The organism is Citricoccus sp. (genome assembly GCF_032154715.1).
In the GTDB taxonomy this organism is placed as follows: Bacteria; Actinomycetota; Actinomycetes; order Actinomycetales; family Micrococcaceae; genus Citricoccus.
On sequence record NZ_JALDXU010000042.1, the window covers coordinates 1 to 26912 of the forward strand.

At 70.8% G+C, this 26912-nt stretch carries 27 protein-coding genes and 1 pseudogene; 16 read left to right on the plus strand and 12 right to left on the minus strand.

What is annotated here, in order from left to right:
- Positions 1 to 50: 50 nt before the first annotated feature.
- Positions 51 to 776 carry a Pr6Pr family membrane protein gene (locus tag RUH65_RS08710; RefSeq protein ID WP_313816976.1) on the plus strand — a complete coding sequence of 242 codons (726 nt, stop codon included), beginning with the start codon at positions 51 to 53 and terminating at the stop codon, positions 774 to 776.
- Here the strand turns inward: RUH65_RS08710 and RUH65_RS08715 are convergent.
- The gene (locus RUH65_RS08715; protein ID WP_313816977.1) at positions 757 to 1122 is read right to left on the minus strand and encodes a YciI family protein; all 366 of its coding nucleotides are present in this window, start codon (positions 1120 to 1122) and stop codon (positions 757 to 759) included. The two genes, RUH65_RS08710 and RUH65_RS08715, sit on opposite strands and share 20 nt — an antisense overlap.
- 182 nt (positions 1123 to 1304) lie before the next feature.
- Between RUH65_RS08715 and RUH65_RS08720 the strand changes: the two genes are divergently transcribed.
- A complete protein-coding gene (locus tag RUH65_RS08720; RefSeq protein ID WP_313816978.1) occupies positions 1305 to 2663 on the plus strand; it encodes an aromatic amino acid transport family protein in 1359 nt (452 codons plus the stop codon).
- Between the two features lie 119 nt (positions 2664 to 2782).
- Here RUH65_RS08720 and RUH65_RS08725 read toward each other — a convergent pair whose 3' ends face one another.
- The 8 genes from RUH65_RS08725 to RUH65_RS08760 form a co-directional block, all read right to left on the minus strand.
- Positions 2783 to 3442 carry an SDR family oxidoreductase gene (locus RUH65_RS08725; protein ID WP_313816979.1) on the minus strand — a complete coding sequence of 220 codons (660 nt, stop codon included), beginning with the start codon at positions 3440 to 3442 and terminating at the stop codon, positions 2783 to 2785.
- A 143-nt stretch (positions 3443 to 3585) separates the two neighbouring features.
- Positions 3586 to 3957 carry a VOC family protein gene (locus RUH65_RS08730; RefSeq protein ID WP_159553602.1) on the minus strand — a complete coding sequence of 124 codons (372 nt, stop codon included), beginning with the start codon at positions 3955 to 3957 and terminating at the stop codon, positions 3586 to 3588.
- 4 nt (positions 3958 to 3961) lie between these two features.
- Positions 3962 to 4624, minus strand: coding sequence for a GNAT family protein (locus RUH65_RS08735; RefSeq protein WP_313816980.1), 663 nt, complete (start codon positions 4622 to 4624; stop codon positions 3962 to 3964).
- Between the two features lie 78 nt (positions 4625 to 4702).
- Positions 4703 to 5593 carry an ABC transporter ATP-binding protein gene (locus RUH65_RS08740; RefSeq protein ID WP_313816981.1) on the minus strand — a complete coding sequence of 297 codons (891 nt, stop codon included), beginning with the start codon at positions 5591 to 5593 and terminating at the stop codon, positions 4703 to 4705.
- A 1-nt stretch (position 5594) separates the two neighbouring features.
- The gene (locus RUH65_RS08745; protein WP_313816982.1) at positions 5595 to 6719 is read right to left on the minus strand and encodes an iron chelate uptake ABC transporter family permease subunit; all 1125 of its coding nucleotides are present in this window, start codon (positions 6717 to 6719) and stop codon (positions 5595 to 5597) included.
- Positions 6716 to 7864 (minus strand): iron ABC transporter permease, encoded by a 1149-nt coding sequence (locus RUH65_RS08750; protein ID WP_313816983.1) that lies wholly within the window; start codon positions 7862 to 7864, stop codon positions 6716 to 6718. Before RUH65_RS08750 ends, RUH65_RS08745 begins: the two co-directional genes overlap by 4 nt.
- A gap of 42 nt (positions 7865 to 7906) precedes the next feature.
- Positions 7907 to 9019 (minus strand): iron-siderophore ABC transporter substrate-binding protein, encoded by a 1113-nt coding sequence (locus RUH65_RS08755; protein ID WP_313816984.1) that lies wholly within the window; start codon positions 9017 to 9019, stop codon positions 7907 to 7909.
- A 214-nt stretch (positions 9020 to 9233) separates the two neighbouring features.
- Positions 9234 to 10226, minus strand: coding sequence for a cation transporter (locus RUH65_RS08760; protein WP_313816985.1), 993 nt, complete (start codon positions 10224 to 10226; stop codon positions 9234 to 9236).
- A 241-nt stretch (positions 10227 to 10467) separates the two neighbouring features.
- Between RUH65_RS08760 and RUH65_RS08765 the strand changes: the two genes are divergently transcribed.
- The 3 genes from RUH65_RS08765 to RUH65_RS08775 all read left to right on the plus strand — a co-directional run bounded on the left by RUH65_RS08765 (position 10468) and on the right by RUH65_RS08775 (position 12087).
- A complete protein-coding gene (locus RUH65_RS08765; protein WP_313816986.1) occupies positions 10468 to 11166 on the plus strand; it encodes a ubiquinone/menaquinone biosynthesis methyltransferase in 699 nt (232 codons plus the stop codon).
- A 162-nt stretch (positions 11167 to 11328) separates the two neighbouring features.
- Complete coding sequence (locus RUH65_RS08770) at positions 11329 to 11730, plus strand: hypothetical protein (protein WP_313816987.1); 402 nt, start codon at positions 11329 to 11331, stop codon at positions 11728 to 11730.
- Between the two features lie 84 nt (positions 11731 to 11814).
- The gene (locus RUH65_RS08775) at positions 11815 to 12087 is read left to right on the plus strand and encodes a hypothetical protein (protein ID WP_313816988.1); all 273 of its coding nucleotides are present in this window, start codon (positions 11815 to 11817) and stop codon (positions 12085 to 12087) included.
- Between the two features lie 34 nt (positions 12088 to 12121).
- Here RUH65_RS08775 and RUH65_RS08780 read toward each other — a convergent pair whose 3' ends face one another.
- Positions 12122 to 12568: a MarR family transcriptional regulator gene (locus RUH65_RS08780; protein ID WP_313816989.1), complete on the minus strand. Its 447-nt coding sequence runs from the start codon at positions 12566 to 12568 to the stop codon at positions 12122 to 12124.
- Positions 12569 to 12651: 83 nt separating this feature from the next.
- On the opposite strand from RUH65_RS08780, the gene RUH65_RS08785 reads away from it, so the two are divergent.
- The 3 genes from RUH65_RS08785 (at position 12652) to RUH65_RS08795 (ending at position 16133) form a co-directional block, all read left to right on the plus strand.
- Positions 12652 to 13734: an endonuclease/exonuclease/phosphatase family protein gene (locus RUH65_RS08785; RefSeq protein WP_313816990.1), complete on the plus strand. Its 1083-nt coding sequence runs from the start codon at positions 12652 to 12654 to the stop codon at positions 13732 to 13734.
- Between the two features lie 165 nt (positions 13735 to 13899).
- Positions 13900 to 14670, plus strand: a complete 771-nt coding sequence (locus RUH65_RS08790) for an ABC transporter ATP-binding protein (RefSeq protein WP_313816991.1) — start codon at positions 13900 to 13902, stop codon at positions 14668 to 14670.
- Positions 14667 to 16133: a permease gene (locus RUH65_RS08795; RefSeq protein WP_313816992.1), complete on the plus strand. Its 1467-nt coding sequence runs from the start codon at positions 14667 to 14669 to the stop codon at positions 16131 to 16133. The genes RUH65_RS08790 and RUH65_RS08795 overlap by 4 nt, the downstream gene beginning before the upstream one ends.
- A 49-nt stretch (positions 16134 to 16182) precedes the next feature.
- On the opposite strand, the gene RUH65_RS08800 is transcribed toward RUH65_RS08795, so the two are convergent.
- Both RUH65_RS08800 and RUH65_RS08805 read right to left on the minus strand, forming a co-directional pair.
- Entirely contained in the window at positions 16183 to 16878 is a 696-nt protein-coding gene (locus RUH65_RS08800; protein WP_313816993.1) for a DsbA family protein, read from the minus strand.
- Between the two features lie 80 nt (positions 16879 to 16958).
- Positions 16959 to 18470, minus strand: coding sequence for a trypsin-like peptidase domain-containing protein (locus RUH65_RS08805; protein ID WP_313816994.1), 1512 nt, complete (start codon positions 18468 to 18470; stop codon positions 16959 to 16961).
- Between the two features lie 250 nt (positions 18471 to 18720).
- Between RUH65_RS08805 and RUH65_RS08810 the strand changes: the two genes are divergently transcribed.
- The 8 genes and pseudogenes from RUH65_RS08810 (at position 18721) to RUH65_RS08845 (ending at position 26549) form a co-directional block, all read left to right on the plus strand.
- Positions 18721 to 19359 (plus strand): DUF4956 domain-containing protein, encoded by a 639-nt coding sequence (locus RUH65_RS08810; protein ID WP_313816995.1) that lies wholly within the window; start codon positions 18721 to 18723, stop codon positions 19357 to 19359.
- Positions 19356 to 20264, plus strand: coding sequence for a polyphosphate polymerase domain-containing protein (locus tag RUH65_RS08815; RefSeq protein WP_313816996.1), 909 nt, complete (start codon positions 19356 to 19358; stop codon positions 20262 to 20264). Before RUH65_RS08810 ends, RUH65_RS08815 begins: the two co-directional genes overlap by 4 nt.
- Positions 20265 to 20330: 66 nt before the next feature.
- Positions 20331 to 21977 (plus strand): carbohydrate-binding domain-containing protein, encoded by a 1647-nt coding sequence (locus RUH65_RS08820; protein WP_313816997.1) that lies wholly within the window; start codon positions 20331 to 20333, stop codon positions 21975 to 21977.
- Positions 21978 to 22120: 143 nt separating this feature from the next.
- Entirely contained in the window at positions 22121 to 22849 is a 729-nt protein-coding gene (locus tag RUH65_RS08825) for a response regulator transcription factor (RefSeq protein WP_313817001.1), read from the plus strand.
- A 69-nt stretch (positions 22850 to 22918) separates the two neighbouring features.
- Positions 22919 to 24577: a HAMP domain-containing sensor histidine kinase gene (locus RUH65_RS08830; RefSeq protein ID WP_313816998.1), complete on the plus strand. Its 1659-nt coding sequence runs from the start codon at positions 22919 to 22921 to the stop codon at positions 24575 to 24577.
- 40 nt (positions 24578 to 24617) lie between these two features.
- Entirely contained in the window at positions 24618 to 25115 is a 498-nt protein-coding gene (locus RUH65_RS08835) for a DUF2975 domain-containing protein (RefSeq protein ID WP_313816999.1), read from the plus strand.
- Positions 25115 to 25312: pseudogene (locus RUH65_RS08840) on the plus strand (helix-turn-helix domain-containing protein); the annotation flags it as partial. The gene RUH65_RS08835 and the pseudogene RUH65_RS08840, both read left to right, overlap by 1 nt.
- 106 nt (positions 25313 to 25418) lie before the next feature.
- Positions 25419 to 26549, plus strand: coding sequence for an NAD(P)/FAD-dependent oxidoreductase (locus RUH65_RS08845; protein ID WP_313817000.1), 1131 nt, complete (start codon positions 25419 to 25421; stop codon positions 26547 to 26549).
- The last annotated feature ends 363 nt before the right edge of the window (positions 26550 to 26912 follow it).

Below are 26912 nucleotides of genomic sequence, written 5' to 3' on the forward strand. Positions count from 1 at the left end.
ATCAATGACACCGTGGGCAACATCCTCTGCCTGCACCAGGACTGACGGCCGTGGCCCTCCGCACCGTGCCGCCCGGGCAGGCAGCCGGGGCACCCGGCTGGTGGGCCGGCGTCGGGCGGGTGGTGTTCGCCCTCGCGGCGCTGCTCTCCTTCACCGGCAACGCGCTCTCGTTCCACATCGGGTCCTGGAAGGATTCGGATCTGCCGGCGGACGCGGGCTTCTCCGGTGGCTTCGCCGGTGGGTGGGAGCACCTGGTCAATCAACCGAGCTACTTCACGTTCCTGTCCAATTTCCTCGTCGGACTGACCTCGCTGCTGCTGGCCGTCCGCCCGGACCGGACCTCCACCCTGTTCCACGCGCTGCGGATCGCCGGGGTGGTCTGCATCGTCATCACCGGCGTGGTGTTCAACGTGCTGCTGCGGGGTGCGCCGCCGGGGACTCCGGTGGAGCATCTGAACGACACGATCCAGCACATCATCACGCCGATCCTGACGCCACTGGTGTGGTTGGTGTTCGATCCCCGTGGCCACGTCACGTGGAAGCGGATCGGCCTGGCGGCCATCATCCCGCTCGCCTGGCTGGCGTTCACCCTGGCGCGGGGGCCGGTGCTCGACTGGTATCCGTACAGCATCCTCGATGTGCCGCGCATGGGGTACGAGGGGGTGGCGGTCTACGTGGTGGCGATCCTGGCATTCTTCTTCGTGCTGGCCGCACTGATGTGGGCCCTCGACCGGCTGAGGGTGCGGGCGGCGGGAATCAGGCCTGGAACGGTCTGAGCTCCACCTTCGTGCCGCAGGCCTTCGACGCGCGGGCGGCCAGGTCCTCGGCCTGCTCCGGTCCGGCGGCGTCCACCACCCAGAACCCGCCCAGATGCTGCTGGGCGTGGGTGAAGGGGCCGTCCGTGATGACCGGCTCGGCACCACGGGTGCCGTCCACCACCACGGACTCCTCCGGGGCGACGAGGCCACCGGCGTACACCCAGGCGCCCTCGGCCCGCAGTGCCTCATTGAACTCGCCGACGGCCTGGAACGCCGCCTGCATCTCCTCTTCCGACGCATAGGGCCCCGTCTCCCGGTGCTGGACGCCGGGCGAGTGCCACACAGACAGCAGATATTCGGGCATGACCTTCTCCTCCTGCCGGTCGAGATCCGCTCGATTCGCGCCAGCCTGTGAGCGGGCTTACACTCTATCGGGCCCTTTCTGCCACCGCACCAGGTGGACGGCGGGGGCCAGCCGAGAGCCGCTGAACCCCGGGCGGTCACCCAGCGCAGCCGATCGCGACGCGCCAAACCAGGAGCATGTGCATGACTTCACGCCCTTCCCCCGAGTCAGCAACCGAGGCAACGCCAGGATCCCTGCCGAAGCCGCGTGCAGACCAGGCCCCCGAGCCGCCCGGAGGTCAGGCGTCCACCACGGCGGCGGCTCCGGCCCCAGTGCCCCGGTGGAACCGGTTCGACACGAGCTGGACGATCGGCCTGTTCGGCACGGCCGTGGGTGCCGGCATCCTGTTCCTGCCGATCAACGCCGGCCTGGGCGGGCTGTGGCCGCTGCTCATCGCCACCGTACTGATCTGGCCGATGACCTACTTCTCCCACCGAGCGCTGTCCCGCATGGTGTGTGCCTCGCCGAACCCGAACCAGAACATCACCGGCGTGGTCCGCGAGTACTTCGGCGAGACCGCCGGCCGCGTGGTCACCGTCCTGTACTTCCTGGCGATCTACCCGATCGTGCTGATCTACGGGGTGGGTATCACCAACACGGTGGAGAGCCTCATGGTGAACCAGCTCGGCCTGGACCCCTGGCCGCGATGGCTGCTGTCCGGCGTGCTGGTCCTGACGATGTCGGCCGTCATGGTCGCCGGCAAGAAGGTCATGCTCGCGGTCACCCAGTGGCTGGTCTACCCGTTGATCGCCGTGCTCTTCGTGGTCACCCTGTTGTTGATCCCTGAATGGTCCTTCGACGGTTTCGGCGCGCTGCCCGCCCCCGGCGACTTCGCGATGTCCCTCTGGCTGATGATCCCGGTGCTGGTCTTCGCGTTCAACCACTCCCCGGCCATCTCCCAGTTCTCGGTGTCCCTGCGCGAGCGCTACGGTGCCGGATCCGTGGAGAAGGCGTCCTCCATCCTTCGGATCACCGCGGTCCTGCTGGTCGTCTTCACCATGGGTTTCGTCTGGTCCTGTGTGCTGGCCCTCGGCCCCGAGGGGCTGCAGGAGGCCAAGGATGCCAACCTGCCGGTGCTCTCCCACCTGGCCAACGTGATGGGCCTGCCCCTCATCGCGTGGCTCGGCCCCGCCGTGGCCATCGCGGCGATCGCCTCGTCCTTCTTCGGTCACTGGCTCGGTGCCGCCGAGGGGGCCACGGCGATCGTGCGCACCATGGTCGACCCCCGGCAGAAGCGCCTGAGCGACCGCGGCATCACGATCGGCGTGAGCATCTTCCTCATCGTCACCACGTGGCTGGCCGGCGTGCTCAATCCGAGCATCCTGGCGCTGATCGAGTCACTGGCCGGCCCCGTGATCGCCGCCGTGCTCTACCTCATGCCGATGTACGCCATCCACAAGGTGCCGGCATTGGCTCGGTTCCGCGGCAAGGCGTCGAACGTCTTCGTGGTCATCGCCGGCATGGTGGCCGTGGGCGGCATCCTCATCAGCCTGTTCCGCTAGGCTTCCGGCTTCCGGTCGGCCGAAGCGCGACGCGCGGGCCGGACCTGCGCTGGCAGGAGCCGGCCCGCGCGTCGTGCCCGGGTTCGAGGCTCTCCTCTCAGAGAGCCAGAATCAGCCCGTCAGAGCTGGGAGAAGGCGGCGGTGACGGGCTCCTCGCCGTCCACGAATTCGATCTGCTGGCCGATGGAGACCTGGGTGGCCAGGGCGACCCGGATGGCCTGGGCCACGTTCCCGCGCGAGGTGTCCCGGTGGGCGCCGTCCGCGGTGCTGCTGCCGACGGCGATCATGCCGGTGGGCTCGTCCAGGGTGAGCGTTCCCGGGCCCAGGATGGTCCAGTCCAGCCCGGAGTTGCGCAGGTACTCGTCCGCGGCGGCCTTGGACTCGGCATAGGGGAAGAACGGGCTGTCCTCGGCGATGCCGTGCTGGGTGGTGGCGCCCAGGTAGGACACCATGACGTAGCGCTTCACGCCGGCCTGGAGGGCGGCGTCCATGGAGCGGATCGCGGCGTCACGGTCCACGGCGTAGGTGCGCTCCGGATTGCCGCCACCGGCGCCGGCGGACCAGACGATGGCGTCCTGGCCCTCGAAGGCGCGGGCGAGCTCATCCTGTGAGGCGGTCTCGATGTCCAGCACCAGGGCCTTCGCGCCGGCGGCCTCGATCTCCGCCGTCTGCTCCGGATCGCGGATGACCGAGGTGACGGTGTGCCCCTCCTGTGCCAGCAGGGGAGCGGTGCGCAGGCCCACCTTGCCGTGTCCGCCGATGATCAGGTAATTCGCCATGGATCTGGTCCTTCCGTTCGATCAGTGCTTCCGTGGCCACTGTTGCACTGCACCCGGAGGGCGCGCCAGCGCGTTCGGCTGGAGGCGCAATCACTCCGCCGGTGAACCCGGGCGTCTCAGCCGTCTCAGCTGTTCCGGCCGTCTCAGCCGGCTGAGGTGTCCGTGACGCCCTCGTAGAGTCCGATCTCGTTGCCGTCCAGATCCCGGAACACCGCCCACCAGCTGGTCTCGGTGATCGGGGACCTCGGGGCGATCACGGTGCCGCCCAGGGCAGTCACCGTGGCCAGGGTCTCGTCGATCGAGTCGACCTCCACGGTGGATCGAGGCTGGGTGAAGCCCTCGCTGCGCGGGGCCAGGCCGCCGCCGCTGACCTCGTTGGGGGCCCGCCACATGGGGTAGTCCTCGAAACCGGGGTAGGTCTCGATCTTCCAGCCGAAGACCGAGCCGTAGAACTCGGTGGCGCGCTGATGATCGGTGACCGGGATGTCGACGTGGGTGATGTCTCCGTGTGCCATGGAGCTATGGTCCGGCAGGAGGCGGGTCGGTGGGAATCCCTCCCCGCCGGGCGTTCCATTGATCGGCCAGAATCCCCATCACGTGTGCATCCACCCAGCCGCCGTCGAAGAGCAGGGCGCCGCGCAGGGTGCCCTCCAGGCTGAAGCCGGCCTTCTCGTAGACATGGCGGGCCCGCGGATTGAAGGCGTAGACCTCCAGCGACACCCGGTGCAGTCCTTGGTCCTCGAAGGCATGCCGCAGGGTCAGCTCCACCGCCTCGCTGCCGAGGCCGCGGTCCCGGGCGCCGGAGATCCAGATCCGGAAGCCGCAGGAGAGGTTGCCTCCATCGAGGTCGTTGAGCACGGACTCCCCGACGATCCGGCCGGTGGCCACCTCCTCGATGGCCCACACGATCCGGTCCTCCGCTACGGACCAGCGCCCGTAGATCTCGGCGAGCTCGTCCACCGACCAGGGCGCCTGCCCTCCGGGGTCCGCTGCAGCCCGGCCATCTCCGGACTTCGGCTGCGCCAGGCCGGTGGAGGAGTGCACCGTCCCGGTCAGCCGGGACACCTCGGCATCCGCCAACAGGGGGTGGATCACCGCGGCATGCTCCCGCCCGGCCGGAACCAGCCGCACCAGGTGGCCGGCCTGTGCCTGCTTCAGGGAGAAGTCGGGTACCGGAGTCACGGCACCATCATCTCAGCGTTGACGAGGCTCGGGTCATGATGGTCGCTGGGAACCTGCGGTCCGCTGCCGTGCGGGCCGTCAGGGAAGCAGCGCGGTCCCGGTTCCCCGCTTCTCGGCCGCGGCGCGGTTCGCCGCGGTCCGCGGCAGCACCACCGGGTGGCCCAGCAACGGATCCTTCACGACGTCGGCGTCCAGCCCGTAGATGCCCTCCAGGTTCGCCGGGGTCAGGACCTCCGCCGGTGTCCCCTCGGCCACGACCTGGCCGTGGGCCATGGCGATGATGTGGTCCGCGGACCGGGCGGCGAGGTTCAACTCATGCAGCACGGCGACCACGGTGGCACGGGGCCGCTCGCCCGCACCGCCCGCACCGCCTGTACTGGCTGACGTGGGGTCCGGCAGGTCCCGCACCAGGTCCAGCAACTCGACCTGATGGGACAAGTCCAGGTAGGAGGTGGGCTCATCGAGGAGCACCACGGGGGTCTGCTGGGCCAGCACCAGGGCCAGCCAGGCCCGCTGGCGCTGACCGCCGGAGAGCTCGGCCACGTCTCGGCCGGCCAGGCCCACCAGGTCGGCGAGCTCGAGGGCCTGGGCGATTGCCTCGGTGTCCTGGGCCGTCCGGGCGCCGAACCAACCGCGGTGCGGGTGGCGGCCGCGATCCACGAGTTGCTCCACCGTCATGCCCTCCGGCACCACGGGGGACTGGGGCAGCAACGCCACGGTGCGGGCGTAGCTGCGGGGATTCCACCCCTCCACGTCCCGGCCGAGGACCTCGAGGGATCCGCTCACCAGGGGCAGCTGCCGGGTCAACCCCTTCAGGAGGGTCGACTTGCCGCAGCCGTTGGCGCCGATGATGGCCGTGGTCCGGCCGGCCGGCACGTCCAGGTCCACGGGCCTCTCCGGACCCACCACGGTGTGCGGGCCATAGGCCAGGGTCGCGCCGCGCAAGCGGATCGCCGCTTCTACTGTCATCTCACGCCTTCCGTCCGCTTCGAATCAGGAGCCACAGCATCAGCGGCGCCCCGGCCGCTCCGGTGAGCACGCCGGTCGGCAAGCGGACCCCGCCGAAGGCCTCGGCGGCCGCGAAGTCCGCGACCACCACGATCACCGCGCCGCACAGGGCCGCCGCCGGCAGCGAGGGCCGTCCGCCGGTGAGACCCCGGGCCAGGGGAGTGGAGAGCAGGGCGACGAAGGCGAGCGGGCCGGTGGCCGCCGTCGCCGCCGCCGCCAGCAGGGCGCCGATCACGAGGGACCAGAGGCCCGTCCGGCCGGGCCGGGAGCCCACGCCGTGGGCCAGCTCGCCGCCCAGGTCGGCCGGGGCCAGCCGCGCGTGCAGGAGGCCGGCGAGGGGCACCAGCACGATCATGATGACGGCCAGCAGGGTGATCCGCTCCCACGTCACCGCGTTGAGGGAGCCGGCCGTCCACACGGCCGCGGCCTGCAGGTCGTGCTGGGACAGGGCCAGCATCGCCCCGGACAGGATGGCCTGGCACAGGGAGGCCACGGCGATGCCGGCCACGATGAAGGTGGCCCCGCCCAGGGAGCCGGCCAACCCGCCGGAGCCGCTACCGGCCGAGGAGCGCCCGGCCATCGAGAACCCGAGGACGATGGCGATCGCCACCAGGCCGCCGATCAGGGCGGCGGCGGCCATGCCCGTCCCGCGCACCCCGCCGAAGGCGAGCACGGTCACGGCGGCGACGGCGGCGCCCTGGGTCACACCGATGATGTCCGGGCTGGCCAGCGGGTTGCGCAGCGTGCGCCGGAACAGGGCGCCGGCGGCGCCGAACGCCGCCCCGGCCAGGGCCCCGGCCACGGCCCGGGGCAGCTTCTCCTGCATCACGATGAAGGAGGCGCCGGGGATGGTCTCCCCGCCGAGGATGGCGAAGAAGTCGGGAATGGTGACGGTGTAGTGGCCCAGCAGCACCCGGACCCCCATCATCAGCACCAGGGCCGCGGCGAGGCCGAGCGTGGCGGTGAGCAGCCGGCGTCGGGCCCGGGAATGCAGGGACCGCACCGCGGCCACCGCGGCCGGGGAGGGTCCGGCTGCGGCTTTTGGGGCGGGAGCGGCGGCCGTGGTCTCGAGGGAGGGCGCGCTCATAGTGACACCGCCTTCCGGCGCAGCAACAGCAGCAGCACGGGCACGCCGATGACCACCGTGGTCACGCCCACGTGGATCTCCTGGGGCGCCACCACGAGCCGCCCGGCGAGGTCGGCGAGGACGAGCAGGACGGCTCCCCACAGGGCGCAGCCCAGCACCAGCACGCGGGTGGAGGCCGGGCGGAACCGGCGCAGGGCATGCGGCACCAGCAGGCCCACGAACACCACGGGCCCGGCCAGGGCGGTCGCGGCCGCGGTCAGCAGCACGGTGGCACCGAGCAGGACCATGCGCAGGCGCTCGGGACGGGAACCGAGCCCGTGGGCCAGCTCGTCGCCGAGGGCCAGCGTATCCAGCCCGGGGGCGGCCACGAAGACCATCAGGACGCCCAGGGCGATCACGGGCGCCAGCCAGGCGGCGTCGTCCAGGGAGGACCGGGCGACGGAGCCGACGGTCCAGAAGCGGAAGCGTTCCAGCACCGCGGGGGAGAGGATCAACAGGGCGCTGGTGACGGCGGTGCAGCCCGCGGTGACGGCGGCCCCGGCCAGCACGAGGGACAGTGGTCCGGGGGCGCCGCCCGTGCCGCCCCCCAGCCGGGAGGCGGCCGAGGCCACGGTATAGACCACCGCGGCGGCCACGAGCGTGCCGAGGATCGCCAGCACCATCACCCCTGCCAGGCCGGCCGAGATGCCGAGGCCCAGGCCCAGCGCCACCGCCAGGGAGGCCCCGGCGGTCAGGCCCAGCAGGCCCGCGTCACCCAGTGGATTGCGGGTGGCTCCCTGCAGGGCTACCCCGGACACGGCCAGGGCCGCTCCCACGAGGACCGCGGTGAGGGTGCGCGGGATGCGGGACAGGGCCGCCGCGGAGTCGATGTCCGCCGCCGCGGCGTCACCTCGGCCGGTGAGGAACGCGCCGAGCGCCTCCAGGGTGGTGCCCGGGTCCACGTGGCGCGCCCCGAAGGCCAGCGCGGCCAGGCAGGCGACCACCAGCACCAGCGCCGGGAGGGCGAGGAACGGCAGTGCGTGGAAACGCGAAGCGGCGTCCGGCCGGCGTCGTGCACCGGGCGCGGACCGCCGCTCCGGGGGGCCAGGGGTGCTGGCGCCGGAGGGCGGTTGCTCCGTGGAGGGGCGCTGGAGGGAGGGTCTCATGCGCTTTCTGTCATCGGGCGGTGTTCAGGGGGCCGGTCCAGGCTATTCCGTGCTGTCGGCCTGCTCGGCCGCGGCGGCGAGGTCCGGGACCATGTTCTCCAGGGCCCACGGGATGGACAACGGCGAGGCGGCCGAGGTGGACAGGACCTCCTGCTCGTCGGTCTGCACCACGAGCGTCTCCTCCTGCACGGCCGGGATCTTGGACAGCAGCGGGTCGGCGGCGATGGCCTCGGTCACCGACTCATCCGTGGCCGAGGTGACGAAGATGTCCGAGTCGAGCTCGTCCGCCCGCTCGGGGGACCAGGTCAGGTAGAAGGCGTCCTGGGCCTCCTCGTTGTCCGCGAGAACGGGGGCCAGCTCCATGCCGAGCGAGCTCAGGAACTTCGGCCGGTTGTCCGCGGCGGTGAACAGGTAGATCTGATCGGCGGCGGCCGGGTCGACCGTTCCCGTCAGGAAGGTGGTGCCGGCCAGGGCGGGGTGGTCCTCCGCGGCCTGGTCGACCTGTCCCTCCACGTCCGCGATGACCTCTTCGGCCTGGTCCTCCTTGCCGAGAGCCTCCCCGATCAGCCGCGTGGAATCCTGCCAGGCGGTGGTGAACGCCGCGGCATCCTCCGGGTAGGCCACCACGGGCGCGATCTCGGAGAGCTTGTCATACTCCTCCTGCGTGATGCCGGAGTAGGCGGCGAGGATGACGTCCGGCTCGGTGGCGGCCAGGGCCTCGAAGTTGATGCCGTCGGCCTCGGAGTACTGCTCGGGTGCCTCTCCGCCGGCTTCCTCCAAGGCCGCGTCGAACCAATCCGTGGACTGCTGGGCGTTGCCGCCGTATTCGGTGGCCGCCACGCCGACGGGCACCACGCCCAGGGCCAGCGCGACGTCCTGGTTCACCCAGGACACGGTGGCCACCCGCTCGGGCTGGGCCGGGATCTCGGTCTCGCCGTAGACGTGCTCTACCGTCCGGGGGAAGGTGGCGTCCGACGTCGCGGCCGCATCGGTGGAGCCGGAAGCCTCGGAGTCCGAACCGCCGGCGGGGCCGGTGGAACAGCCGGCGAGCAGGGCGGCGCTCAGTGCCAGGGAACCCAGGGACAGGGCCCGACGGCGGGTGGTCCGGCGGGTGACGGGAGCACTGACGGTGGGGGTGGGAGATGCTGGGGACACGAGGCGGCCTTTCGAATCATTGGCAAACAAGGGTGTTGCCTAATTGCTGGAGGTTAGCCTAGCCTAACAACATGTGCAGCCGCCGTGCGGGGTGGCAGCACACTGCAGTTGGGTCAACGGTGGACGTGCCCAGCGACCGTACCGGATGTGCGAACCCTCCCAGGTTTCCGGTGCAGTCGCTGGGCACGCGACGTTGAGGCGGGACGGCGGAGGGTCAGCCGGCCTCCGGCTGGACGAAGTCCGGCAGCCGCGGCACCGGCATCACGACTACGTCCCAGACCATCCAGTCCACTGACCGGCAGGCCGCCTCCGCCTCCTCGATCTGGTCCAGGCTGACCTGACCGGATCGGGGGACCACGAAGGCCTCGAGGTGCAATCGCCGGCCGAGGTCCCGCACGCGGCAACCGGCCTGGTCCACCCACGGCAAGGCCTGCACGGCCTCGACGGCGTCAGCGATGGCCGGATGCGGATCCTTGTTGTCCGGCGTGGTGGCCCGCCTGTCGATCAGATCCAGGACCGCTGCCCGCAGGTGCTGGACACCATCCTTGAGGATGTCCATCGAGATGACGAAGGCGGCCGCGTAGTCCATCCACCACAGGCCGAGGCCGATTCCGGCCACGCCGACGATGGACGCGGCGTTGGTGAGCCAGTCGGCCTTGTTCATGTTCGCGTCGGAAAAGAGCACCTTGTCATTGAGGACCGGTGCGACCTTCAGCTTGGCGCGGGCCAGGAAGACCGGCGGCAGTGCGATGACCGCCATCACGCCCATCATGATCCAGCCGAGCCAGACGGTGTTGCCGAACAGCTGCACCGTGCCGACCGTGGGGTGCTCTGCGGTCACCAGCCCGCTGACGGCCTCGTAGCCCAGGAATCCGCCGACGAGGGTCAACGCCACGGAGGAGACGAGGTGGCCGATGCCGGCGGCGCGGTGGACCCCGTAGGGGCGTTTGGTGTTCTGGCGGAACCGGCGGATGGCGAGCAGTGAGACCAGGAAGGAGATCTGCGGGATCGTGGAGAGCATGTCCTCGAACCAGGCCGTCTTCATGGCCTGGGAGTTCCCCAGCACCAAGGCGACCAGGGTGATCGTGCAGGCCGTGATGCCCAGGCTGAGCCACTCCAGGCGCACCGCCTTGCGCAAGGCCTCCTGCTGTTCGCGGGGCAGGTCCCAGCCGATTCTCTGGGAGTTGCTCGCCGGCTTGCTTGTCACGGCATCACCCTAGGCCTCCGTCAGTGCCGCCCGCCATGTGCCGACCACCCGTGACGTCAAGCGGCGGGCCCATGGGTCCGGTGGGGCCGGCTGTCGGCCGGCCGTCGCCCGGCGGGACGGGTTCGCCGATCGGGGTTCTCGCCGGGAACCGGCTACCGTGGAGCGGGTGAGCACACGCCAGCCAGCCTCAGAGAACCCACAGCCCGACCGGTCTGCGCCGGACGATGCGACGGAGGCGGTCGTGGGGCCAGCGGACCATGGGACGAAGGTGGCCTCGATGTTCGACGGCATCGCCGGCCGGTATGACCTGATGAACCTCGTGATGACGTGGGGACAGGAGCCCCGGTTCGTCCGCCGGACCGTGGAGAGGGCCGAGCTGCCGGACCGCCCGGTGGTCCTGGACCTGGCCACCGGCACCGGGGACATCGCCCTGGAAGTCGTGCGCTCGCGCTACGGCGCCCAGGTCACCGGCGCCGACTTCGCACCCGAGATGATGGAGGTCGGCCGGAGCCGGCCGGGTGGCGGGCAGATCAACTGGGTCGACGCCGATGCCATGGACCTGCCGTTCGAGGACAACACGTTCGACGCCGTCACCCACGGCTACCTGCTGCGCAATGTGGCGGACATCGCCACCGCGCTGGCCGAGCAGTTCCGAGTGCTCAAGCCCGGCGGCCGCATGGTCGCCCTGGAGACCTCCCCCGCGCCGGACAACATCATCAAGCCCTTCTCCACGGTGTACATCAAGTACGTGGTGCCGCAGATCTCACGTCTGATCACCCGCACCCCGGATGCCTACGAGTACCTCTCCGCCACCAGCCGCGGCTTCAAGACCCCTGCCCAGATCCAGGCACTGCTGGAGGACGCCGGCTTCGAGAACGTGGGCCACGAGACCCACCTGTTCGGCACGCTCGCGATCCATTGGGCCACCAAGCCCCTCTGAGCACTTCCCTCTCTGAGCACCTCCTCGGGGCAACGCGTCTCACCGGCCCTTGCGGGCGTGCCCGCGCGGCGCCGGCACGCCAGCCGTTCACCTTCCGTCAGGGCAGTCCTACGCTGGGAGTGCGCCGGTGCTCCGGCATCGGCAGTCCCTTGGAGGAACGCCATGCGAGACGAACAGATCCACGAGAATGAGAAGATCCACCTGCTGGAGAAGGACAAGACCGGGTTGTCCCGCGGGTACCGCCTGCTGTGGCGGATCCGCTATGCGGCCAATGACGTCTACGGCCCAGCGAGCCGGCAGGCGGGACTAAACCCACGGGAGGCGCTGCGGGTGGAGCGGGCCCAGCGCGTGGCCGCCGCCTACCGGGCCCAGGGGGAGGAGCCGCCGCCGGCGATCCGCCGGGCTGCCGGGGAGGACGGGGTGACGGAGTCCTGGGACGCCGCCGGCCACGGACACCACGGTCAGCCGCCGAAACCCTTCCAGGAGGGCTATCGGTATTTCATGCTGGAGGACGGCGAGGAGCCTCCGGTCATGCGGCCGAACGAGACCGGTGACCCGACCTGAACCAGATTTCAGTTAGCGCCCTAACTAAAATAGACTGGCCCCGACCGCCGTAGCCGTGGTGGACTCCGACCCGAGGGGAACCTGATGACCGAGCAGAGCCCACAGCACCAGCCGAACCGGACCGCCCGCCAGAAGGCCTACTCAGTAGTGAAGGACAAGACCGGCCTGGGGTCCTGGTTCCGGTTCCAGTGGCGGTTCATCTACATCGCCTCCTGCACGTTCGGCCCAGCCAGCCGCCAGGGCACACTGGACCCCCGCAAGCAGCTCCAGAAGGAACGTGCCGTGAAACTCCTGGAGGGCTATCGGCGGACCAGTCAACAGCCCCCGGCCGAGTTGCTGGCGTTCACCGGCCTCTGAACCGCCGCCGGGCCGTGAACCCTGGGCGGCCTGATCACGGGTGGACGCGCTGCATCAGGGTCGTCATGAGCCGGTGCAGGTCCTTCAGCTCGGCCTCATCCATCTGCAGCCGCCGCATCATCTCCACCGGCACGCGTTCGGCCCGCTGGCGCAACGCGCGGCCCTGTTCGGTGAGAGACAGGGCGAGGCCGCGGCCGTCGTCGGGATTCTTGGCCCGCTGGACGTAGCCCAGCGCCTCCAGGCGCTTGGTCAGGGGGGACAGGGTGGCCGGCTCCATGTGCAGCAACCCCGCCAGATCCTTGAGGGACAGGGGTGCGTGCTGCCAGAGGGCCAGCATCACGAGGTATTGCGGGTGGGTCAGCTTCAACGGCTCGAGCACGGGCCGGTAGGCGGCGATCACGCCCCGAGACGCCACTGACAGCGCGAAACAGATCTGGCTTTCCAGGGCCAGGGGGTCTGTGACGGGAAGCGCTTCATCCATCCCTCTAGGATGCCTGATGTACCCGGATGCGGGTGCCCGGTGCCCGCAGGAGTACGGATCCGGCGGTGAGAGGAGATCCCCTGGTGGCAGGACCGCATGGTTCCCGACGACGGCGCCTCCGCCGGGCGGTCCTGGTCACCTGCGTGGTGCTGGCGGTCCTCCTGGCGGTGCTGCCCCATCCGGCGATCACCCGGCCATGGATCATGCCGGCCGTGCAGTCGCTCGTGCCCGTCCTGAGTGTGGTGGCCGGGCTGAGCGCCCTCCTGGTGCTGGTGTTCCGTCAGTGGTGGGCGGCCGGCGTGCTGGCCGCCGGGGCGGTCATGGGGCTGTTGCCGACGTTGGTGCCCCTCGAACCGCTCGGGGCCGGCGTGGGCGCCGGCGTCGAGCGTGGCACCGAGGCCGAGGCGGGCGCGCTGACCGTGCTGAGCCTCAATGCCGAATATGCGGGCGTGGACGCCGACGCCCTGGCCGCGGCGGTGGGAGCGGGTGGGGCCGGCGGCACCCGCGATGCCCACGGGTCCAGCGGGGTCGGCGGAGTCGACGTGCTGGTCTTGGTGGAGGCTGACGAGGACCTGGTCACGGCCCTGCAGGAACGAGGGGCTCTGGACGGTCTGCCGTACCGCACCGAGACGATCCCGGAGGAACCCCAGGGAGGCACGGCGGGCGGTGCGGTGATCCTGTCCGCTCACCCTCTGCGGTCCGAGGGCGTCCTGCCGCGCTTCGCCACCCACCGTCACTTCGAACAACCCGTGGCGGTGGTCGAGCATCCGCAGCTGGGTGACGTGCGGGTGGTGGGCATCCATCCCGTGCCGCCGATCGGAGACGACTTCGTCCCCTCGTGGGACGACACGCTCCGCGGGCTGGACGGCTGGCAGGCCGCCCATGCTGATCTGCCCCTGATCCTGGCCGGGGACTTCAACGCAAGCCTTGCCCACCCGCAGTTCCGGGGCCTGGCTGACGGGTTCACGTCCGCCGCGGCGGACGCCGGACCGCTGCCGGGACCCACCTGGCCGGTGGGGACGTGGGTGCCGCCCTTCACGGCCATCGACCATGTCCTGCTGAGGGGGTTGGTGCCGCTGGACTACGAACGGCTGGACTTTCCCGGAACGGACCACCGGGGCATCCTCACCACGGTGGCGGCAGAACGTGTCACCGGGGTCCGGTGACGGCGGACCCTGACTCGTCAGGAGGGGTGTTGGCGCGGAACAGTTCCGACATGGTGGTGGCCATCGGGGTGGCTCTCGAGGTCATCCCACAGGTGGACCCGTAGCGGCCCAGGTTCGGAGCCTGGTCCGATGCCGGCAGATGGTGTCCGGCGGGACAGTGGAGACATGATGAATCGACCCTCGCCCCTGCTCGCCGCCCGCAGCCTGACCAAAGCCTACGGGCCCACCCGCGCCCTCGACGGCGTGGACCTGACCGTGCACGCCGGGGAGTCCGTGGCCATCATGGGCCCCTCCGGCTCCGGCAAGACCACGCTGATGCACGTGCTCTCGGGCATCCTGTTGCCCGACGCCGGCTCGGTGCTGTTCACCGCGCCCGGCACCGAGCCGACCGAGATCACCACCCTGAACGAGGAGGCCCGAGCCCGGCTCCGCCGCGAGCGGCTCGGGTTCGTGTTCCAGGACGGGCTGCTGCTGCCGGAGTTGACCGCGCAGGAGAACGTGGCCCTGCCCCTGCTGCTCTCCGGGGTGCCCCGCCCCGCCGCTGAAGCCCACGCGGCCCAATGGCTGGCCGCCCTCGGCCTGGACGGCATGCAGACCCGCCGCCTCGGCGAACTCTCCGGTGGCCAGGCCCAGCGGGTGGCCATTGCCCGCGCCCAGGTGGCCGATCCGCAGGTCGTCTTCGCCGACGAACCCACCGGCGCCCTCGACTCCGCCACCTCCGCCTCCGTCCTCGGAGCCCTGCTCGACTCCACCGTCGGCCGCGGCCGCACCCTCGTCATGGTCACGCACGATCAGGCCACCGCCGACCGCTGCTCCCGACTCGTGCGTGTGCAGGACGGGCGGATCGTGGCCGACTCGGCCGCCGGTGCGTCCGGCCCCGGCACTCCGGTCGATTCGGCAGGCACGGCGACCCACCAGACGGAGGCCGCCCGATGACCACCGCCCCGCACACCCCTTCCGGAACCCGCGTGGGTTCCACTGCGCTGGGAGGACAGGAACAGCCGGGCGCGACGCCCGCCGGTCGCCTCGCCGCGGTCCCCAGCCGGCCGCCGTCGACCGCGGGCCGCGGGACGTCCCGTGGAACCGCCGCCGTGCTGAAGCTCTTCCTGGGCAAGCTGTTCTCCGACCGCCAGGTCTGGGGGCTACCGGTCACCGCGTTTGCGATCGTCGGCACGCTGGCCTTGCTCGTGGCCGGAGGCGCCGCCTCGTTCTGGACGATCAAGGGAGACCTGGCCGGTTTCTATCTGATGCTCTCCGTCTTCGCGCTGATGCTGCTCGTGTTCCCGATGGCCGGACTCGCCGGGTCCGCGGCGAAGCTGCTCGCCCGGCGCCGGGACGAACGCCTGTCCTCCCTGCGCCTGCTGGGTGCCGGTACGGGCACGGTGCGCACACTGGCCGTCGTCGAGTCCGTGGTGCTGGCCGCGACCGGGCTGCTGCTCGGGGTGGTCGGCTACCTCGTGTTCATGCCCCTCGTGGGTCTGATCCCGTTTGCCGGGCGTCCGATCGGGCTGGAAGGGATGTGGCTCGGCACCGGTTGGCTCTTCGCCGTGCTCGGCGCCCTCCTGGTGATGGCCGCCGCGAGCTCGATGGCTGGGCTGCGCCGCATCGAGATCACTCCGCTGGGGGTGCGTACCCGCCAGGAGGCCTCGAAGGTCCACTGGGTCCGCGTGGTGCTGGCCGTGGCGGGCCTGGCGCTGGCCCAGGTGGTGCTCAACGCCTTCGGGGCGGCGAGCATGATGGTGCTGCTGATCATCATGCTGGTCGGCTTCAGCCTGCCGATGATTGCCCTGCACTTCATCGGTCCTTGGCTGGTGGGCGTGGTGACGCGGCGGACGTGGCGCCGCGCGGACACCGCAGAGAAGCTCGTGGCGGCCCGCAACGTGCTCGAGTCCCCCCAGCAGGCCTGGCGGCAGATCGGCGGGCTGGCCGTGACCGTGTACATCGGCGTGGTCGGTGGAGCGGGCATGGGGCTGGCGGACAGCCTCTCGGCCGACGGGATGCGGGCCGAGGATCTGGTCCTCGTGGCGGACCTGCGCACCGGGGTGCTGTTGACCATGCTCATCGCCTTCGTGCTGACCGCCTGCTCCGTGGGCATCACGCAGGCCGCGCAGGTGCTCGACCGCGCGGACATGTACCGGGGGCTGGGCCGGCTCGGCATGACCGAGTCGAGCATGGAGGCCATCCGCCGGCGGTCGGTGATGGGGCCCCTGTGGATCGTGCTGGTGTTCACCCTGGTGGCCGCCGTGGTGACGACCCTGCCCGTGATCGGCGCCGCCGTGGTCTTCAGCCCCCTGTCCATGGGCCTCGTGGCCGCCGTGCTGGTGCTCGGTGTGGTGCTCGTCTGGCTGGGCGTCACCGCCTCCCGGCCCACGTTGCGCGGGGTGCTGGCGGAGGCCTAATGCGGCATGCATGAGCTCACGCGCGGTCTCCTACCCCGGTCGGCGTGTTTCAGCTGGCGTGGATGGACTCCGCCGCCCTCCGCACCAGGTCGTCGTAGACGGACGGGTTGTCCGCATCGACCACGAGGAACCCGGCCCCCGGCTCGGCGACCTGGTGCATCTCGATACCGGGATTGTGCACGTCACTGCCGTCGGGCAGGAAGAAGTGTGGGCTGCCCTGAACGGCGTCCCGGCGGTCGAGGTAGGTGCGCATCATCGGTCCGCGGGCCCGGCCGTCATCCAGGGCCGCCCGCAACTGGTCGACGTCCACGTCGGGGCAGCTGTCGGCGATATCCAGGATCTCGTGTCGCATGCTGATGCACCGGCTGTCCCGCCAGAACCCGAGGCGCAGTGCCATGTCGAGTTGTTCGGCAGCCATGGGGGACTGTTCCTTGACGGCGTGAACCGCCTCGTTGGCCGGCAGGCTGGTGACCGGGTATTCAGAGGGGTCCCGCTGCCACGGCTTGAACTCGAGTTCCTCGGCCAATGCCCCGACCACCGGCTTCTCACCCTCGATGATCTTGGTGTTCAGGGCCATCTGGTTCACGTCCTCGAGGAGAAACAGTTGGGGGTCGAGGAACACGCGGCCATCCAGGCCTGCGGCGCTACGCGCCCGGTAGAAACGGTGGAAGGCGATGGTCGACCAGCCGCACATCACATCCGTGAAGGCCACGACGGTCGCGGTGGAGACAGAGGGGTTTTTCATGAGCCCACCGTAGGCCTGGCGTACGGGACGCCGCACGCCCCCACAGGCCGCCGGCGGCCGCGAGAGCGCCTGCTGGAACCTCAGTTCACCGTGCTCGCCCCGAGTTCCACGGTGGCTGAGTGTGCTGTGCCGTCGGTGTCCGTCCACTCCAGGTTCACCGCGTCGCCCGGGTCCAGCGACTGAATGAGGTCTGACAGGTCTGCGGCATTCGTGACCTCCGTGCCGTCCGCGGCCGTGAGGACATCACCGGCTTCCATGCCCGCGTTCTCGGCGGCCGAACCCGCGGACACGTCCACGAGCCCCGCGCCGGACGGAGCGGCATCCGTGATCGTCACTCCCAGGGCGCCGGAGGAGCCGACCTGCACGGTGTCCGACTCGGTGCCGGCCACGATCTGATCCGCGATGTCCAGGGCCTCGATGATGTCGATCGCGTAACCGTTGACCTGCTCGGATGTCTGACCGGTGGAGGCCGCGGTGCTCATGCCCACCACCTGGCCGTCACCGTCCACCAGGGGGCCGCCCGAGTAGCCGGGGACCACGTCCGCGTCTGTCTCGATGAGCCCGGTCAGATCCTCGGTGTCCCCGAGGCTTGCGGCGGAGATCGACTGGTCCACGGCCGTGACGCCGCCGGACACGGCGGTCAGGTAACCCTGACCGGAGCCGTTGCCGATGGCAGCCACCGATTCCCCGGTCTCCACCCCCGAGGCATCGACGCTGATGGTCTCCAGGCCGGTGGCTTCCTGCAGTTGCAGGACGGCGACGTCCTGGGTGGCGTCCCGGCCGACCACCGTGGCCAGGTAGGTCTGGCCCGTGTCCGCCACAGTCACCTCCACCTCGGAGGAGCCGTCCACCACGTGGTAGTTCGTCAGGGCGAGGCCGTCGGAACTGAGCACCATGCCGGTGCCCGCGCCCTCCCCGAGGGCGGAGGCGGTGTTGATCTCCAGGATGCCGTCCGCGTCGGGGACCTCGACGCCGGCGTCCACCTCGGTGCCGGCGGTACCCCACTCGTCGGCCGAGCCGGCACCACCGGGTCTCGCGCCCTCGGGCCCGCCGAAGGAGTATCCGCCGCTCGGCCCGGCGGGGATCTCCGCGCCGCTGCCCGCGGTGCCCTCCGGACTGACGTCCGTGCCGTCCTCGGTGCTGCCCTCCGCCGGGACGGAGATGCCGTCGTGGACTCGGTCCAAGGCCTCGGCCAACGTGACCGGATCGGAGATGGTCTGGGCAGAGGTGCCGGAGGCCGGGTCCGCAGCATCGGCGGACACCGTTGACGAGGTGGCATCCGGGGTCTCGTCACCGGCGGACTCGGCCACCACGCCGCCGACGCCCCCGGCCACCATGAGTCCGGCCACGGCCAGTGCCGCCACCGACCACCGGATCCGGCGCGGCCGGTCACCCGTGGCGGCGTCCGGATGGCCGGTCGCCGGATCGTTGACGGCTGGTGTCTCGGACCCGGTGCCTGGCACAGGAGCGGCGGACAGGGTGGGCAACGCGGCGGTCTCGGGGTGGGGCCGGCCGGAGGACCGTGTGTCTGCGGGCTGTCCGCCGCAAGGCCGTCCGGTGCGGTCGGGGCTGGTGGGGTCGGTGCCGGTCATGGCGTGCTCCTGGGGATCGGGTCGTCGGTGATTCGTCCATACATCACCACCGCCATCTCGGTGCCACGTGTGCTCTTGCTGTGTCTGCCCTGTGCACCTCTGCCAGAGACCGCGCAAGGACCGGTAGGACAGTCCCCCCGATCGCCGAGCGGAACGCACAGCGGAAACCGGCAGGCGGCACAGGCCCGGCACAGGGTCCGAGCTGACAGTGAATTCCACCTGAACACCCCTCGAACGGAAAGGGAGCGCGATGACGTCTCTCCTCTTTGTCCTGGCCGACCTCCTCGCCATCGGCGTGCTGGTCCTCGGCCTCTACCGCAGCCGCCACGGACGCAAGGACCTGGTGGTGTCCTTCCTGGGCGCCAATGTGGGGGTCCTCGCCGTGGCGGCCGCCCTGGCCGGAGTCTCCGCCACCGCCTCACTGGGAGTCGGCATGGGACTGTTCGGAGTGCTGTCCATCATCCGGCTGCGCTCCACGGAGCTGGAACAGCATGACGTCGCCTATTTCTTCTCCTCCCTGGCCCTGGGTCTGATCGCCGGCCTGGGGGTGCAGCCGGTCTGGCTGGCCGCGTCGCTCATGGCCCTGCCCGTGGTGGTGCTCGCGATCGTGGACCATCCCCGCTTCATGGGCGCCACCCGCCGGCAGCGGATCGTCGTGGACCGGGCGATCACCCGGGAAGGCGAACTCACAGACCACTTGCGGGGGCTCCTGGGCGCGGCGGTGCAGCGGATGACTGTCGTGGAGACCGACCAGATCCGGGACCTGACCATCGTGGACGTCACCTATAGGGTGCCCCGCACCTCCGCGCGCCGGGCTTCTGACGTTCCCGACGCCGGCTCCACACCGGTGGTCGTGGCCCCCAGCGGGGTTCTGGCGGGCACCCCATGAGCATGCTGCCGACGGGCGCCAGGATGACCGGTGCCACCCGAGCCGAGACCACGCCGATCGGCGGGATGGCGCCGGCCGATCCGTTGTCGGCCGTCGTCGCGGCCCTGCCCACCATCGGTCTGGAGTCCCTGAACCGGCAGGCGGCCCTGCAGGTCCGGCACGACCGCAAGTACATCGTGCCCTTTCCGGTGGCCACCGAACTGGTGGCGTGGACTGGAACGGGTGCGGCCGGCGTCGGGCGGGCCAGGGTTCTCGAGGTGGCCGGGTCCACCGCGAGTCCCTACGACTCGACCTACTACGACACCCCCGAGCTGGCTGCCTACCGGTTGGCCGTACGCCGGCATCGGCACCGCTTCAAGGTGCGGACACGTCATTACGTGGACACCGGGGATCGGTTCCTGGAGGTGAAGACGAAGTCGGCCTCCGGTCAGACCGTCAAGCACCGTATCCCCTGGGACCCTCCGGAGGGTGCGCTGACCGGCGAAGGACTGGGGTTCGTCGCCGCCCATCTCGGCCGGGCCCTCGCCGGCCCCTTGCGACCGGTCATGCGCACGTTCTACCGGCGCACCACCGTGCTGCTGCCCGGGCTGGGCGCCCGCATGACCCTGGACCGTGACCTCCAGTGGGCCCTGGCCCACGACGGCGGAGCGGACGAATCGTGTTCTTTGGGCCTGTCCCAGCGGCTCATCGTCGAGATCAAGTCCGCCGGCCACCCGACCGCCGTGGATCACTGGCTGTGGCGCCGGCGGATCCGACCGGTGTCCGTCTCCAAGTACTGCGCCGGGCAGGCCCTGCTGCACCCGGATTTGCCGCACCACCGTTGGCACCGCACCCTGCACCGCGACCTTCCCGTGGTACCGGCCGTGGCCCCGGGGGACGGCACACTGCTGTTTCCCCGGACCTGAAGGTCCGATTCCACGGGCGCGACCAACCGCCCAGAACCACCTCGACCCCACCAAGGACTGATCACCATGACCTCCCCTCGTTCCACCATGACCTCCCCGAAGAAGCGCCCCTGGGCCGTGCCGATGACGGCTCTCAGCCTGGCCACTGCCCTGCTGCTCACCGGTTGCGGTACTGCCGGCACCCTGGGGTCCCCCGATGCCGCCGGCGGGACCACGGGAGCCGATTCCGACACCGGCACCGCGACTGGTACCACCGCCGGCTGGTCCAGCCAGGTCCTCACCGAAGAGATCGCCGAGGCCACGCACTACGACGCCGATGACACTGACTACGCCGAGGAGGACCTCACCGAGGTGTCCTTGGAAGGCGCCGGTGCGACGGTGACCGGCGCGGACGCGGACACCGTCGCTGTCAATGAGCAGGACGGCGAACCGGTGCTGACCATCTCCGGCTCCGGCACCTATCGGCTGTCCGGATCCTTCGACGGGACCGTGGTGGTCGCCTCCGGGGAAGAGGATGCGGTCCAGGTCATCCTCGCCGGCGCTGACATCGCCTCGCCGAACGGAACGGCACTACGCATCGACTCCGCCGACGAGGTGACCGTGTTGCTGGCCGAGGGCAGCGAGAACACCCTGACGGACGCCGCGGCCTACGCCGACACCTCCACCGAGGCCGCGGATGCGGCCCTGTATTCAGCGTCCGACCTGACGATCGCCGGATCCGGGTCGCTGGCGGTTGAGGGGCGATACCTCGACGCCATCCACAGCAGCGACGGGCTGGTCATCGACGGCGCCGCGATCACCGTGCGGGCCGCAGACGATGGGATCGTCGGCAAGGACTACGTGGCGCTGCTGTCCGGCACGGTCCAGGTGACCGCAGCCCAGGACGGGGTCAAGTCCTCCGACGACGAGGATCCCGAACGTGGCTGGCTCAGCGTCTACGGAGGCGACCTCCGGGTGGCCGCCGGTGACGACGGGGTGAAAGCTGAGACGACTTTGGCCATCTCCGGGGGGACCGTCACGGTCACGGAGTCGACCGAGGGGCTGGAGGCCTACGACCTGCAGATCACCGGCGGATCGACCACCGTGACCGCCGCCGATGATGGCGTCAACGCCTCCGGCGGGGCGGCCGCGAGTGAGGGCGGGCAGAGCATCACGGTCACCGGAGGCGGCCTCACGATCACGGCAGAGGGCGATGGCCTGGACTCGAATGGAGACGCGGCGATCTCCGGCGGCACCGTGGTGGTCAACGGTCCGGAGGGCGATGGCAACGGGGCGGTCGACGTGGCAGGATCCTTCACGGTCACCGGAGGATCCCTGGCGGCCGCCGGTAGTGACGGCATGGCCCAGGGGTTGGGCGGGGACTCGACTCAGGGCGGACTCCAGGTCTCCCTGCCTGAGACCGTGGAGGCGGGCACCGTGTTGCTCGTGGCCGATGCCGATGGCACCGTGGTGGCGAGCTTCACCACGGCGAAGAAGGCCGCCTCCCTCGTCCTGTCGGTCGAGGGCATCGAGGACGGCGCCGAGTACACCGTCTACAGTGCAGTGGACGGGCTCGGAGGGGCCGGGTTGACGTCGGGACCGGCGCTGGATGACGCCGTGAGCGTGGACGGCGCCACCGAACTGACGACCGTGACGGCCGGCGAGTACTCGGCCGGTATGGGCGGTCCCGGCGGCGCCCCGGGCGGAGGCATGGGCGGGATGCCCGCCTGGTGAGCCGGCGTCCGCGGCACAGTCTTCACAGCTTCAACACAGCGTCGGCTGGTGCCTCTGACAGGATCACGGGCTGAACTGGAACCATGGCAACCATGAACGCTGAAACCCCGGTCGGCTCCCCGTCTCCACCGCCGGCCACCTCGATGGCCGCCCTGCGTGACGTCCTGCCCCCACTCGGGCACCCGGACGGCTCGCCGGTGCGTGCCCTCGTGGTGGACGACGAGCCGATGCTGGCGGACCTGGTCTCCATGGGGCTCTCCCTGTGCGGCTGGGAGGTGCGGGTGGCGCATGCCGGCCGGGCCGCCGTCGAGACCGCTCGGGAGTTCGTCCCGGACGTGCTGGTGCTGGATTGGATGCTGCCCGAACTCGACGGAATCGAGGTGCTGGCCAAGGTGCGTTCCTTCCGCCCCGGGATCCCCGCACTCATGCTCACGGCCAGGGATTCCGTGGATGACCGGATCCGCGGGCTGGCGGCCGGCGGCGACGACTACGTCACGAAGCCGTTCTCGCTCGAAGAGGTCCTGATCCGACTGCACCGGCTCGTCCAGCGCAGCGGGGTCATGGCACTGGACGCCGACGAACTCGTGGTCGGGGACCTGACCCTGAACGTCCGCACCCGCGAGGTCAGCCGGGGTGGTGAGTCGATCGAGCTCACCACCACCCAGTTCAATCTGCTGCAGTACCTCATGGAGAACCCGCGGGCCGTGTTGTCCAAGGCTCAGATCCTGGACCACGTGTGGGACTACGACTTCGGCGGTCAGGGGAACATCGTGGAACTCTACATCTCCTACCTGCGCAAGCGGATCGATGCGGGCCGCATCCCCATGATCCACACCGTGCGTGGTGCCGGCTACGTGATCCGGCCAGCCTGAATGACCGTCACACCCGACCCCAGGTCCGTCCCCCCGCCCGAGTCCGACGCCGGCCGGCCCCCTCCCACGGTGACCTCGCCTGGGACCGCCGGTCCGGGAGCCAGCCGCCGCCGGGTCAGCCTGGCGCTGCGGACCATGCTCGGGGTCGTGGTGCTGCTGGCCATCGTGCTGGCGGCCTTCACGGTGATCACCTTGGCGCTGAGTGGGCGGGCGGTGGATGCCCAACTGGAACAACGGGTGGACCAGGCCTGGGAACGGTCCTTGACGTTCCTGGGCGGTCCCGAGGGAATGTCTTCGGGGCCCGCGGGTGGACAGCCGAACGAGGGGGACGCTCCCCGTGATGAGTTCGATCGCACCCCGCTGGAAGCCCCGGGCCAACCGGCGGGGATGCTGGCCCTCGTGGTGGTCGGGGACACCGTGTTGAGCGCCGACAGGCTGGATGCGGACGGCCAGGCGGTGGAGCTGTCCGGCGCGGATGTGCAGATCCTGTCGGCCGCCGTCGAGGAGGCCGGCGCCGCAGATGCCACTGTGGCGGGTGTGACCCGGACCGTGGACCTGGAAGCCGGCCGCTACCTGGTGAAGGCCCAGGCGGTGGAGGCCGTCTCTGGCGCCGGACAGGTCTCGCCGGCCGTGGCGCTCGCGGGCTTGCCCACCTCCGAGGTGGATGGGACCAAGGCGACGCTCGCCTGGGTCCAGGTCGCCGGTTCCCTGGCCGCCCTGGTGGTGGCCGGCGTCGCCGGATGGTGGTGGATCCGGAGATCCCTGCGCCCGCTCGCGGAGGTCTCCCACGCGGCGGTCCGCATGGCGGAGGTGCCCATGGGCGCCGGTGATGTCTCCCTGGCGCGGTACCGGGTCCCCCCTGAGCTGGCTCAACCGGGGAACGAGGTGGGGGATGTCGGACATGCCCTGAACCGGCTGGTGGACTCCGTGGACGGGGCTTTCGAGCAACGCAACCGCTCCGAGCGGCGGCTGCGGACCTTCGTGGCGGATGCCTCGCACGAACTGCGTACGCCGTTGGCCGCCATGCGGGGCTATGCCGAGATGGTGAGTCTGACCGAGCCGCTGACCGAGCGCGGCAGGGAGTCGGTGGGACGGGTGCTCACCCAGGCGGACCGGATGGGATCACTCGTGGAGGACCTGCTGCTGCTGGCGCGGCTGGATGCCGGCCAGGGCGGACAGGATGGACGCGAGGAACAGGGGGGAGGCGAGGTCGACTTCGGCGAGGTCGTGGTGGACGCCGTCATGGACGCCACCGCCGCCGGCCGGGACCACCACTGGGAGGTGGACGTGCCGGACGCGGCGGTGCTCGTGGCAGGGGACGGACGCCAGTTGGCACAGCTGGTGGCCAACCTGCTCTCCAATGCGCGCAAGCACACCCCCGCCGGGACCACCGTGTCCGTGCGACTGGACGCGGAGGTGGGGGCCGGCGTCCCGCCCGGTCCGGACGCGGCTGGTGCCGGCGCCGGGACGCGCGGGGCCGGCAGCGGGTCCGCGGTGTTGACCGTCGAGGACGACGGGCCGGGCATCGAGCCGGGGCTGCAGCACGGGCTGTTCGACCGCTTCGTCCGCGGCGACGCGGCCCGCACCGGGACGGAGGGGTCCACGGGGCTGGGGCTGTCCATCGTCCGCTCCGTGGCGCACGCCCACGGCGGCGACGTCTCGGTGGAGTCGACTCCGGGGCGCACGGTGTTCACCGTCGAGCTGCCAATTGCCGTATCTATCGTTTAGCGATAGATTGGCATCGAAACGCAATCGATGGAGGCTCGTCATGCCCGCTCCCGTTCCCCGGTCTCTCGTGGTCATCCTGCGGACCATGCTGATCCTGGCCGCCACCGGTTCCCTGGTCGTCCTGGCGGTGATCCTGCCGCTGCTGTGGATCGACCTCGGCGGCGTCTCGGTGGCCTATGCCGCCCCCCTGATCGCTGCGCTGGCCCTGGGGGTGGCCTGCCTCCAGGTGGTGGGGGTCTGCATCTGGCGCCTGTTGACGCTGGTGCTGCGCGGCCGGATCTTCTCCCGCTCCGCGTTCCGGTATGTCGACGTCATCACCGGTGCCGTGGCGGCCGGCGGTGTCCTCCTGGTCATCCTCGGCGTGGTCCTGAGTGAGGGAACAGCCGCCCCGGGGCTGGTCCTGCTGATCGGCGGTGCCGCGCTGCTGGCGTTCGCGGCGGCTCTGACCGTGAACGTCGCTCGGCGGCTGCTGGCCCAGGCCGTGGAGCGTGACACGCAGGCCAGGCGGCTCGAGGACGAGCTCTCGGACGTGATCTGATGCCGATCGTCGTGGACGTGGACGTGATGATGGCACGTCGCAAGATGTCGGCCGGCGAGCTGGCGGAGGCCGTCGGGATCACCCCGGCGAACCTGGCCGTGTTGAAGAACGGCCGGGCCAAGGCGGTCCGTTTCACCACGCTGGCCGCTTTGTGCCGGGTGCTGGACTGCCAGCCCGGTGACCTCCTGCGCTGGGAGAATCCTGGTCAGGAGGCTCCGGAGGATGACCACGATCGTGGGGACCGCGAAGACCGCAGGGAGCGCGAAGGCCGCAGCCGCCCCAGGGACCTCAGGGAGGGCGGCCATGGTGGCGAGTGAACGGACGGCGGACGTGGACGTCCTGGTGGTCGGGGCGGGCCTGGCAGGGTTGCACTGCGCCACCCGGCTGGCGCGCGCCGGTCATCAGGTACTGCTGGCGGAGCGCCGCCCCACGCTGACGGGCACCGTCCGGACCACCGGCATCTTCGTGCGCCGGACCCTCGAGGACTTCGCACTGCCCGAGGAACATCTGGGGCCGGCCATCCGCCGCATGGTGCTCTATCCGCCCGGGCTGACGGGCCCGGTGGAGTTGACCAGTGATCGGGACGAATACCGGGTCGGGGACATGGGGCCGCTCTATGTGACGGCCGCCCGTGAGGCCGTGCGGGCCGGCGTCGATCTGCGGCTGGCTACGCGTTTCACCGGCCGGCGGGAGGGCGAGTACCTCCTGGAGGATGTCGCGCGTCCGATCCGGGTCCGCGCCCGGTTCGTGGTCGGTGCTGACGGTGCTCGGTCCAGGGTGGCGCGGGAGCTGGGGCTGAGCCGCAATCGCCACCTGCTGATGGGGGCCGAGGAGGTCTTCGCCGACCGCCCCGACGGCTCGGACCCCGCCTTCCACTGCGTCATCGATCCGAGGCTGGCCCCCGGTTACCTCGCGTGGGTGCTGCGGGACGGCGAACACGTCCACGTGGGCACGGCCGGCCATGCCCACCGTTTCCCGCGAGGCCTGTACAGCGCCCTGCGCTCTTTCCGCGAGCGGGCGCCCGGGCTGGAGGGCGTCGAGAGGCCGGAGCAGGTGGAGAAGCGCGCCGGGCCAATCCCCGTGGGCGGGGTGCTGCCCCGGATCGCCTCCCCGGCCGGACTGCTCGTGGGCGACGCCGCCGGTGCGGTGTCCCCACTCACCGCCGGAGGGCTCGATCCGTGCCTGCGGCTGTCCGGGCACGCCGCCGAGATCCTGGACGCGGCCCTCCAGTCGGGCCGCCCCGCCGAGCTGAAGGCCTATGACGGCCACGCCTTGCGGGCCCGATTCCGCAAGCGGCTGCTCCTGCGCAAGGGCCTGGACGGACTGCGCACGCCGGCCCTCGCCTCGAGTGCCTTCACGGTCTTGAGGACGCCGCCGGGCCAGGCGCTGGCGCGGCGGATCCTCTTCGGCACCGGCTCCTTCCCACTGCCGTGACCTGCGCCCGGCCGTCGAGTGGGGAGTTGTGGTGGCGATCCCGTGCCGGACCGCCACCACTCCCCACTCACGTGCGGGGCTTCCGCGGCCAGGGCGGAGTTCGTTGAAATCTCAAGGAATGAATCGCGTCGAGTCCGGCGTTCACCCTGATGTGACCGAGAATCCCAGCCCCCAGCCACCGCCGGCGCACGAGCACGCGACCACTCCTACTGCCCAACCCGCGGTGCACTCTGCCACGCATCCTGCCGCACCTTCCACGGCGCACCCTGCAGCGCTCGCCGCCCCGCGGCCCAATCCGTCCACCGAGTGCGCCGACTCCGTGCCCGCCGGTACGGTCGAGTTCGGCCTGCACACCTTCGGCGA